Genomic DNA, 9,598 nt, shown 5'->3' with positions numbered 1-9,598 from the left:
TACGACGGCTCCGCCGCACTGGACACGATGCGCGAGGCCGCCCCGGCCCTGCGCGCCGGCACGGTCTGGGTGCAGTCCACCACCGTCGGCATCGACGGCGTCGCCGAGCTGGCCGCCTTCGCCCGTGAGCACGGCCTGGTCTTCTACGACGCCCCCGTCCTCGGCACCCGCCAGCCCGCCGAGGCCGGGAAACTGACCGTGCTCGCCGCCGGCCCCACCTCGGGCCGGGAGCAGGTGACCCCGGTGTTCGACGCCGTCGGCGCCCGCACCGTGTGGGCCGGCGAGGACGGGGCGCAGGGCGGTGCCACCCGGCTGAAGCTGGTCGCCAACAGCTGGGTCCTCGCCGTCACGGCGGCCGCCGGCGAGGCCCTCGCCCTGGCCAAGGCCCTCGGCGTCGACCCGCACCGTTTCTTCGACATCGTCGCGGGCGGCCCGCTCGACATGGGCTATCTGCGCGCCAAGTCCGACCTGCTCCTCGACGACCGGCTGACGCCACCCCAGTTCGCGGTGAGCACCGCCGCCAAGGACGCCCGCCTGATCGTCCAGGCCGGTGCGGCGGGCGGTGTCCGCCTGGACGTGGCCGAAGCGGCCGCCGCACGCATGGAGCGGGCTGCCGAACAGGGCCACGCCGACGAGGACATGGTCGCGGCCTACTTCGCCAGCTTCGACCAGAAGAAGTCCGTCTGATCACCTGGAGGTTCACCTCATGTCCAAGCCGCCGCTGCCTCCCGAGGCCGACGCCCTGCTCAGTCGGCCCAACCCGTGCGTCATGGCCACGCTGCGCTCCGACGGCGCACCGGTCTCCACCGCCACCTGGTACGCGTGGCAGGACGGCCGGGTGCTGATCAACCTCGACGCGGGCCGCGTCCGTCTGAAGCACCTGCGCCGCGACCCGCGCGTGACGTTCACCGTCCTCGCCGCTGACGACTGGTACACCCACGTCACCCTCATCGGCCGTGTCACCGAGATGTACGACGACGAGGACCTGTCCGACATCGACCTCCTCGCCCGGCGCTATATCGGCAAGCCCTACCCGGACCGCGACCGCCCCCGGGTCAGCGCGTGGATCGAGGTGGACCGCTGGCACGGCTGGGGCGCGCTGAAGGACAGCGACCAGGCCGGGGGCTGAGGCCGCCGGCCACGCCGGTCACCGCCACTCCACGGCGAACGCCCGGCCGGGGTTCTCCGTGAGGACGCGCCCCACCAGGTCCTCGCCGACGGCGTGGACGAGCCGCGGACGCACCCGGCGCAGCAGGTACGGCATCCCGGGGCCGCCGCCCACCGAGCGGGCGGCGGCCGTCGTGGTGTCCGCGCCCAGCAGCAGCCGGTCCCCGAACCCGGCGTCGGCGAGCGCCCGTACGGCGTCCGGCATCCGCCAGTCCGTCGCGTGGTTCGTCCGGGACGGCCCGTCGAAGGCCAGATAGCAGCCGGACTCCGCGGCCTGCCGGTGCACCACGAGGTCGGGGGAGCGGTTCAGATGCCCGAGCACCACCCGGTGCGGCGGCACCCCCAGCTCCCCGCACAGCAGGTCCAGCACGTCCAGCGCGCCGGTGCCCAGCTCCAGGTGCACGGTTATGGTCGCGCCCGTGGCGTGATGCGCCTCGGCCGCCGCCGCCATGGTCCAGCGGGCGTGCGCGTCCAGACCGTGGAAACCGCCCGCGACCTTGATCAAGCCCGCCCGCACCCCCGACACCCCGATGCCCGTGGTGAGTTCGGAGACGAACACCTCGGCGAGCCGACCCCGCAGCCCGGCGAGCGTGTCCTCGTCGTAGTGCACGGCCTGGTGCAGACCGGTCGCCGCCACCACGTGCACGCCGCTCTCCCGGGACAGCGGCGGCAGATCGGCGGCCCGGCGCCCGAGCCCGTACGGCGTCCATTGCACCACCGCCTGCCCGCCCTGCTCCCGGAACGCGGCCAGCTCCGCCCGTGCCGCCGCCACGCTGCGCAGCTCCTGCCCGGGCAGCAGCGGGCTGCCGAAGAACAGGTGGTCGTGGGCGTCGCACACCCCCAGGTCGCCGGGCGGCACGTCCCCCAGCACCGTCCGGATCGCGCTCACCACCGGCGCCCCTGGGGAAGCCGGTTCCGGCCGGGCGCGGACAGGTGCAGCACCTCGAACACGTCACCGTCGGCCTCGGGCCTGTCGTGCTCCCAGAGGGAGAAGTGCACCAGCTCCCAGCGGCTCGTGTCGACGGCGGCCGCGGCGAGCAGCGCACCGTCCCGCGCGGCCAGCCGCCGGGCCTCGCGCACCGCCTCCTCCGCTGCCTCGGCCAACGGCCCGGAGTCCGCCACGGGTTGGCGCCGCCGTACCGCGAACCGCGCGTGCGAACCGGTCCCTTCCTCGTACGCGAGTCCCGTCCACTGCCGTGCGGAGGGCCGCCCGAAGTCGTCGCTGAGCCCCTGGAACCCGCCGCCCCAGAGGAAGGCGTTCATGCCGTCGACGGTGTTCCACAGGTAGAACGGCGCGTACTGGTTGACCGGCGAGCCGCGCCGGCCGCGCTCGCGCATCAGGTAGGCCTTGAGCCCGAGACCGTCCCAGTCGTCGAGCAGATGCCCCAGCCGGGCGACACGGTCACGGACGACCCCCATGTCGTAGTCCGCGGGCAGGGTCAGTTCGTACTGCATGGCATGCATGGAGGTCTCCTCAGGCGGTGCGGGGTGCCAGCAGGGACAGCAGACCCCGCACACCCGCGTCGAACGCGGCCGGGGAGCCGGAGGCGCGGGCGAGGACGTAACCGCCTTGGACGGTCGCGACGACCGCAGCCGCGATCTCCTCGCCGTCCAGCGAGGGCGGGAACAGGCCCTGCTTCTGACCCTCCTCGACGATCCCGGCGAGCCGGCCCCGGAGCCAGTCGAGCGTCTCGTCGACCGGTGCGCGCAGTTCGGCGCTTGCGATGACGTCCGGGTCCATGGTCAGCCGGCCGACGGGGCAGCCCCGCAGCACGTCCCGCTCGCGTCGCAGATACGCCTCGATGCGCTCGTAGGGCGTGCCCGGGCCGTCGAGTACTCCCGCGGCGGTAGCCCGCATCTCCTCGGCGGTCCGCCGGATGGCGGCCAGTGCCAGATCGGGCTTGCCCTTGAAGTGGTGGTACATGCTGCCCTGCCCGGCGTTCGCGCGCTCCAGGATCGCCTTGGGGCTCGTCCCCACGTAGCCGCGTTCCCACAGCAGCTCACGGGTGGACTCGATCAGCCGCTCCGAAGTGCTCATGACCTCACTGTACATACCAGTAGTTACAGAAGTCGAGGCCTGGGGAAGCAGCCGAGCCCCGCCCGCCTACTCCCCACGAGGTACGCACGGTGCCGCTGACCGTACGACGACCAGGGGCACCTCCCGGGGCGACTCTCGGAAGCGACACACAGGACACCGCGACACGCAGGACATCGCGGCACCGCAACCGAGGAGTTGGACGACATGCAGACCCTGGCGAACTTCGGCGACGGCGGCCCCGGGCCGTGGATCCTGCTCTTCCCGGTGATCTGGGCGCTGGTCATCGGCGGCGGCATCGCGCTGCTGCGCCGCACGGTGTGGCGCGGACGCCGCGGCGGCCAATGGCGGCAGCCCCCGGCCGGGAACGACTCGCCCATCACCGTGCTGGGCCACCGCTTCGCCTCCGGCGAGATCGACGAGGACGAGTACTGGCGCCGGCTGTCCGTGCTGAACGAGGAGTTCGGCCGCAAGGGCGGTGCGGCATGACCACGACGACCACCCTGACGGCCAAGCCCGCCGCCCGGGTCGTCGACGCGGTACGGCCGGCGGGCTCGCCCTCGGCGCCTTCCTCGGCTGGGTCCTCGTCAGGGCCTCGGACCGGTGCGAGCGACAGCGCCTTCGCTGTGCCGCCCGCGCGACTGGCGATCGTGGCCCTGGTGGGTCTGGTGGCCGGTGCGCTCGCAGGGCTGCGCCCGGCCCGGCGCGCGGCACGCCTGGACGTGCTGCGGGTCGTGGCCACCGAGGGACGCCGCCGGGCGCCCACCGCATGACGACCCCGGGCGTCCGGGTGCACCGGACAGGCGCCCGCCGGGAGCGGGCGCGCCCGTCGACGGTGGCGCGGCAGGTCTCCGTCCACCCCACAAAATAGCGACCCAGTACCGAGGCCCGACACCCGGGGGCGGGCGACCCCAGGCATCGGGCCTCGGTACCGGGGGCGAACCCCGGGAAGGAAGGGTGGTCACCGCCCGGTCAACCGGCAACGGCGGACCGGGCGGGAGCATGTTCGGGCCGGAGCCCGTCGGCGGCGTGCGCTACCTCCGCGACGGCGAACCTGCGCGCCGGCTTCTCCTGGACCGCGCGCCGCGCCCGGCGCGGCGGGGCCGCGACCGCGGGAGCGGACGTGGGGAGCGTGAACCACACGACCTTGCCGGACTCGCCGTCCGGCCGGACGCCCCAGCTCTCGCTCATGGCGGCCACCATGGCGAGCCCGCGCCCGCAGGTCGCCAGTGGCTCGGCATCGTCCACGACGGGCATCCGGGGGTCGTGGTCGCGCACCGACACCGTGAGCCGGTCGAGCAGCAGCTCTATCTCCACGGTGCACGTCTTGTCGGGCTGGGCGTGCCGGTGGACGTTGGACAGAAGCTCGGTCACGCCGAGCGAGGCCCGGTCGATCAGGGCATCCAGATGCCAGTAGCGCAACTGCGCAGATACGATTCTGCGGACCTGGCCGATCCGCGACGGCAGGGCTTGGAGCTCCACCGTGCAGTGTCTGCTTGGGTAGCTGATCACGGCTGCGACTCCCCGACGTGAGGTCCGGAAGAACACGGAGTTCGGATCCAGCAGGGCGCCTTCGTGACACTGCCGCCCGCTGTCGTGGCCGGCGGGCTGGTTCGCAGCGTTATCGCCGGTAAACCCAGAGTGACGTGAGACCAGAGTGACGCAGGGGGTGGGGTACCGCAACTCGCGGACATCTCAGTCGCCACGCCCCGCCGCCCGGCGCACGGCCTCGATGAAGCGTCGCGCGGCCGGCGGCCCCGGCTCGCCCGGAGCGGGGTCGTGGTCGCCCAGGGTGAGCAGGTACCGCTTGCCGTTGAGATCCGCGGTCGCCCGGTCCTCGGGGCCGAACCAGGGTTTCGAAGCGCGCACCGCCTGCACCGGCGCGCTGTCGATCTCACTGCCGTAACTGGTCAGCAGCTCGAGCCGGCCGCCGCTGATCCGGACCTGCCCGGCCCGGGTCAGCGAACGCAGCCGCTTCCCGATCCGCACGCCCGTGGCCCTGAACTCCGGCTCCGCCATGCCACCCGCCCCCTTGTGCGCGTCTGTGCACCGGACCGCGCTCCCCGCGGTACCCGGCACAGGCTCGTGTCCTGATCCAGTGTGCCCCCGTCCAGGGCCTCCGTCCCGCGATGCAGTCTGCCCCCACCCCTCGTCGAGCACCAGTACACGCGACGCCCTCTCCAGGGGGCGCCCGGAGCACAGGCACAAGTGCGCCCCCGGGACCGCGCGCCCCCTTGCCCCGGGCCCTGCCCCAGGGGGCGCTTTGGGGGGCTCAAAGCTGCGTTTATGCAGGTGAGAAGCGTGCGGAAGGTGCATATGATCGGGGCGTCGGCCGCGCGCCCCGTTGTCGGCGCGCAGCGTTAGGAGCCCCCACGTGAGCACTCCCCAGCAGACCCGGACCGGCGTGACCCTCGACGTCGACCACAGTGACGCCGCCTACCGCGCGTGGCTGAAAGAAGCCGTCCGCAGGGTCCAGGCCGACGCCAACCGCTCGGCCGACACGCACCTGCTCCAGTTCCCCCTGCCGGAGCGGTGGGGCATCGACCTGTACCTGAAGGACGAGTCGACCCACCCCACCGGCAGCCTCAAGCACCGGCTCGCCCGCTCCCTCTTCCTCTACGGCCTGTGCAACGGCTGGATCCGGCCGGACAGACCCGTGATCGAGGCGTCCAGCGGCTCGACGGCCGTCTCCGAGGCGTACTTCGCCAAACTCATCGGCGTTCCCTTCATCGCCGTCATGCCCCGCACCACGAGTGCCGAGAAGATCCGTCTCATCGAGTTCCACTCCGGCCGGTGCCACTTCGTGGACGACCCCCGCACGATGTACGAGGAATCGGCCCGCCTCGCGGCCGAGACCGGCGGCCACTACATGGACCAGTTCACCTACGCCGAACGGGCCACGGACTGGCGCGGCAACAACAACATCGCCGAGTCCACCTTCCGGCAACTGCGCCTGGAGCGGTTCCCCGAGCCGGCGTGGATCGTCGCCACGGCGGGCACCGGCGGCACCTCCGCGACCCTCGCGCGCTACGTCCACTACATGCAGTACGACACCCGCGTCTGCGTGGCCGACCCCGAGAACTCGTGCTTCTTCGAGGGCTGGACGACCGGCGATCCGGACGTCACCTGCGACTGCGGCTCCCGTATCGAGGGCATCGGCCGGCCCCGGATGGAACCCAGCTTCGTCCCCGGCGCGATCGACCGGATGATGAAGGTGCCCGACGCGGCCAGCGTCGCCGCCGTACGGGCACTGGAGCGCGCCATCGGCCGCAAGGCGGGTGGCTCGACCGGCACGGGCCTGTGGAGCGCGCTGAAGATCGTCGCGGAGATGGTGGCCGAGGGGCGGCAGGGAAGCGTCGTGACCCTGCTGTGCGACCCGGGCGACCGGTATCTCGACAAGTACTACTCGGACACCTGGCTGGCCGCCCAGGGGCTGGACATCGAGCCGTACACGGCCGCGATCGACTCGCTGCTGAACACGGGCGTCTGGCCCGACTGAGGCCGGGCTTCGACGCTCAGGCCGTCAGTCTCCGCTCCAGCGCCGTGACGGCGTCCCGGAAGGCCTTGGCCTGAGCCGCCCGGATCAGCTTCATGGCGAGCCGGTACGCCGCCGTCCCGTCGGTCGCGAAGGTCCACCGCACCCGGGTGCCGGTGCCGGCGGTGCCGGCCGGGGTGAGCCGCCACTCCTCGACGATCGCCCGCACCCCGGGCGCGTTGGTGACGTCGACCCGGTACGCGTACACCTCGGGTTCCTGCGCCGCGATGACCGACTCCCGGAACCGGACGCCGCCCTGAAGCCGGATGTCACGCCCCGCCCCCTCGTCCACCGGGCGGGCGGCCGTCACCTGGGGAAACCACTCGACCCACCCGGGCACGTCCTCGAGGGCGCGGTAGACCGCCCCGACCGGAGCGGAGATCTCCCGCACGCAGACCTGCCGTACGGGCGCGGCGGCGACGAAGTCGAGCCCCACCGGACGCAGACGGTGAGCCATGGGCAGCCCTCCCGGGAAGGAAGCGGGCGATGACCGGGGGCGTCACCCTAGCTGGCGTCGCGTCAGATGTCTGCCCCCTCCTCGGGCTCCCCGGCCACCACCAGCCGCCGCAGATGCTCCGTGACGACACCGCGTGCCTCGTCCGGCAGGCCGGCGTCCGTCACGAGCGTGTCGATGCGCTCCAGAGCGGCGAACGAACTCAGGCCGACCTTGCCCCACTTGGTGTGGTCGGCGACCACCACGACCCGCCGGGCGGAGTGCACGAGCCGCCGGTTCGTCTCGGCCTCCGCGAGGTTCGGCGTCGACAGTCCGGCCTCGACCGATATGCCGTGCACCCCGAGGAACAGCAGGTCGAAGTGGAGCGCGGCGATGGCCTGGTCGGCGACCGGCCCCACCAGCGAGTCGGACGGCGTGCGCACACCACCGGTCAGCACGACCGTGGCGGCGCCCTGCCGGGGCCCCGAGGTGCGCTGTGCCGCGTGGAACACGTCGGCCACCCGCACCGAGTTGGTGACCACCGTCAGGTCCGGCACGTCGAGCAGCTGGTGCGCCAGCGCGAACGTCGTCGTACCGCCGGACAGGGCGATCGCCGCACCCGGCGCGACCAGCTTGGCCGCGGCCCGTGCGATGTCCTCCTTGGCGGTCAGCTCCAGGCCCGACTTGGCCTCGAACCCCGGTTCGTGCGTACTGGCCTCGACCACCGGGACCGCGCCGCCGTGCACCTTCTCCAGCACGCCCTGGCGGGCGAGCGCGTCGAGGTCGCGGCGGACCGTCATGTCCGACACGCCGAGCTTGCGGGTCAGCTCGTTGACCCGGACCCCACCCCGCCGGCGCACCTCGTCGAGGATCAGGGATCGCCGCTGCTCCGCGAGGAGGTTCTGATTCTCGCTCACGTACGCTCCGGTCCTTTCGCCTCAATGCCGTCCGACACGCCTCGCACACCCTCCCCGACTGGGACATTCTTCCCGTCTCCGGTGCGCGGACGTCCCATCCTTGCATGTCGCGGAGTGGACGGCGCCACCGACTGCTCGTCGCACACACGTCACTCAGGGCTCATCTGCCGCCCCGTTTCATCACAGATCGGGAAGATTTGGTGACAGGGGGTGTACGGCGTCCCAGAAGTGGAGATCCTTGTGCCCGCACGGACAGAGCCGACGGCGTGTCACGGGGGAAGTGCGAATCAGTGGAACGTGCGCAGGAACATGCGCCGGCCAAAGGGCCGGACAGACCCGTCCCGCGGCCCGGTGAGACCGGGACCGCCCTGGAACTCCTGGTCCACGGCGTGGGCGGTACCACGCCGCAGGAGATGCTCAACGATCCGCGCACGGTGCGGATCACCGGCGACAACATCGCGGCCGTCTTCCGCCGCGCCGACGACGTCGACGCGGAGACCAGCTCCGCCGCCCACCGCGACGGCCCGGTACCCGAGGCCTACGTGTGGTGCAACCTCACCTCCGGCAACGGCACCCGCGCCCTGTGGCTGTTGCTGTTGCCGTTCATGGTCATCAACCTCGCCCACTGGATGCGCCCCTGCTCCCGGGGCCGCCGTCGCACCGTGCGCCTGTACGGCCTCCTGGTACGGCTCGCGGGGCTCACCCTGACGGTGCTGCTCGTCGCGGCGGCCTGCGAGGTCGCCCTCGACCTGGCGGCCTGGCAGTGCGCGGGCACGCGCGCGTGCGCCGACCGCCACTCCTGGCTGGGCTTCCTCTCGCCCACGGTCTCGGACGGCGGCTGGTGGAGCAGCCCCGGCCGCAGGCTCGCGCTCGCCTCGTTCGTCCCCGCCGCCCTGACCGGTCTGCTGTGGTACCTGTCCCGGCGCACCTGGAGCGACTACGAGTCCCAGCAGCCACTGTCCCGCGACCCCGAGCCCGAGGAGGACGGCGGCCCGACCGCACTGGGCCGGCCTGGCTTCTGGTACGGACGGCGGCTGGTCGCCCGGCTGCGCGCCGCGCACACCGCCGCCGGACTGGTCACGGTCGCCGCGGCGGTCGCCAGCGCCGCCGCCCGCCACGACCGCCGACCCGGCGGCCCGGCCGTACTGAACACTCTCGGGGTGCTCCTGGAGGCGGCGTTGGCGGCCTGCGCGGTCGCCGTGGTGTGGGTGGTGTGCCGCCGCGGACGCAGCGAGAGACGCCTCGACCGGCAACTCGACGAGCGCTTCGTGAGGCGCCTGCCGCTCGTCGCGCTGGTGCTGCTGGCCCTCTGCCTGCTGTACGCCGCATGGGAGCGCCCCGGGTGGGAGTCGTCCGGGCGGCTTCCCGGCGACGCGACCTTCGGCGGTGTCGCCCTCGTGCAGGGCCTGCTCGTGATCGTCCTGGCCGCCGTCGCCCACGTCCTGCACCGCACCGACCCGGACCGCCGGTCCGTGCTGCGGGGCCTCGGCGGACCGGCCGTCGCGATGCTG

At 72.9% G+C, this 9,598-nt stretch carries 11 protein-coding genes and 2 pseudogenes; 6 read left to right on the top strand and 7 right to left on the bottom strand.

The genetic code is table 11. The features are described 5' to 3' along the window. Positions 1-687: NAD(P)-dependent oxidoreductase (locus tag SSQG_RS03310; RefSeq protein WP_039931856.1), on the top strand; the 687-nt coding region annotated here is incomplete at its 5' end. A 19-nt stretch (positions 688-706) separates the two neighbouring features. Further along, positions 707-1,129 (top strand): PPOX class F420-dependent oxidoreductase, encoded by a 423-nt coding sequence (locus SSQG_RS03305; protein WP_003988275.1) that lies wholly within the window; start codon positions 707-709, stop codon positions 1,127-1,129. A gap of 18 nt (positions 1,130-1,147) precedes the next feature. Here the strand turns inward: SSQG_RS03305 and SSQG_RS03300 are convergent, their stop codons facing one another. The 3 genes from SSQG_RS03300 to SSQG_RS03290 are packed head-to-tail and all read right to left on the bottom strand — an operon-like array spanning position 1,148 to position 3,205. After that, positions 1,148-2,056: a phosphotriesterase family protein gene (locus tag SSQG_RS03300; RefSeq protein ID WP_003988274.1), complete on the bottom strand. Its 909-nt coding sequence runs from the start codon at positions 2,054-2,056 to the stop codon at positions 1,148-1,150. After that, the gene (locus SSQG_RS03295; RefSeq protein WP_003988273.1) at positions 2,053-2,631 is read right to left on the bottom strand and encodes a DUF4865 family protein; all 579 of its coding nucleotides are present in this window, start codon (positions 2,629-2,631) and stop codon (positions 2,053-2,055) included. Before SSQG_RS03295 ends, SSQG_RS03300 begins: the two co-directional genes overlap by 4 nt. 10 nt (positions 2,632-2,641) lie before the next feature. Continuing rightward, positions 2,642-3,205: a TetR/AcrR family transcriptional regulator gene (locus SSQG_RS03290; RefSeq protein ID WP_244299032.1), complete on the bottom strand. Its 564-nt coding sequence runs from the start codon at positions 3,203-3,205 to the stop codon at positions 2,642-2,644. Positions 3,206-3,409: 204 nt separating this feature from the next. Here SSQG_RS03290 and SSQG_RS03285 point away from each other — a divergent pair, with 204 nt between their 5' ends. Together SSQG_RS03285 and SSQG_RS03280 are read left to right on the top strand one after the other, a co-directional pair. Continuing rightward, the gene (locus SSQG_RS03285; protein WP_003988271.1) at positions 3,410-3,691 is read left to right on the top strand and encodes an SHOCT domain-containing protein; all 282 of its coding nucleotides are present in this window, start codon (positions 3,410-3,412) and stop codon (positions 3,689-3,691) included. 49 nt (positions 3,692-3,740) lie between these two features. After that, positions 3,741-3,975: pseudogene (locus SSQG_RS03280) on the top strand (hypothetical protein); the annotation flags it as partial. A gap of 199 nt (positions 3,976-4,174) precedes the next feature. Here the strand turns inward: SSQG_RS03280 and SSQG_RS03275 are convergent. Both SSQG_RS03275 and SSQG_RS03270 read right to left on the bottom strand, forming a co-directional pair. After that, entirely contained in the window at positions 4,175-4,714 is a 540-nt protein-coding gene (locus SSQG_RS03275; protein ID WP_208865616.1) for an ATP-binding protein, read from the bottom strand. A 183-nt stretch (positions 4,715-4,897) separates the two neighbouring features. Continuing rightward, positions 4,898-5,221: a hypothetical protein gene (locus SSQG_RS03270; RefSeq protein WP_003988268.1), complete on the bottom strand. Its 324-nt coding sequence runs from the start codon at positions 5,219-5,221 to the stop codon at positions 4,898-4,900. A 355-nt stretch (positions 5,222-5,576) separates the two neighbouring features. On the opposite strand from SSQG_RS03270, the gene SSQG_RS03265 reads away from it, so the two are divergent. Further along, positions 5,577-6,701 carry a PLP-dependent cysteine synthase family protein gene (locus tag SSQG_RS03265; protein ID WP_003988267.1) on the top strand — a complete coding sequence of 375 codons (1,125 nt, stop codon included), beginning with the start codon at positions 5,577-5,579 and terminating at the stop codon, positions 6,699-6,701. A gap of 16 nt (positions 6,702-6,717) precedes the next feature. Here SSQG_RS03265 and SSQG_RS03260 read toward each other — a convergent pair whose 3' ends face one another. Further along, entirely contained in the window at positions 6,718-7,194 is a 477-nt protein-coding gene (locus SSQG_RS03260; RefSeq protein ID WP_003988266.1) for an SRPBCC family protein, read from the bottom strand. 62 nt (positions 7,195-7,256) lie between these two features. Next, positions 7,257-8,087: a DeoR/GlpR family DNA-binding transcription regulator gene (locus tag SSQG_RS03255; protein WP_003988265.1), complete on the bottom strand. Its 831-nt coding sequence runs from the start codon at positions 8,085-8,087 to the stop codon at positions 7,257-7,259. Positions 8,088-8,377: 290 nt separating this feature from the next. Here SSQG_RS03255 and SSQG_RS03250 point away from each other — a divergent pair. Continuing rightward, positions 8,378-9,598, top strand: a pseudogene (locus tag SSQG_RS03250) (hypothetical protein); the annotation flags it as partial.

It is taken from the genome of Streptomyces viridochromogenes DSM 40736 (assembly GCF_000158955.1).
Classification (GTDB): domain Bacteria; phylum Actinomycetota; class Actinomycetes; order Streptomycetales; family Streptomycetaceae; genus Streptomyces; species Streptomyces venetus.
The sequence above is the reverse complement of the archived record's forward strand: the minus strand, read 5'-3'. Positions and strand labels throughout refer to the sequence as shown.

Bases quoted from the DNA above. Each gene is read 5' to 3' on its own strand.
- SSQG_RS03285 (WP_003988271.1), top strand. From the start codon at position 3,410: ATGCAGACCCTGGCGAACTTCGGCGACGGCGGCCCCGGGCCGTGGATC.
- SSQG_RS03270 (WP_003988268.1), bottom strand. From the start codon at position 5,221: ATGGCGGAGCCGGAGTTCAGGGCCACGGGCGTGCGGATCGGGAAGCGG.
- SSQG_RS03260 (WP_003988266.1), bottom strand. From the start codon at position 7,194: ATGGCTCACCGTCTGCGTCCGGTGGGGCTCGACTTCGTCGCCGCCGCG.
- SSQG_RS03305 (WP_003988275.1), top strand. From the start codon at position 707: ATGTCCAAGCCGCCGCTGCCTCCCGAGGCCGACGCCCTGCTCAGTCGG.
- SSQG_RS03290 (WP_244299032.1), bottom strand. From the start codon at position 3,205: ATGAGCACTTCGGAGCGGCTGATCGAGTCCACCCGTGAGCTGCTGTGG.
- SSQG_RS03295 (WP_003988273.1), bottom strand. From the start codon at position 2,631: ATGCATGCCATGCAGTACGAACTGACCCTGCCCGCGGACTACGACATG.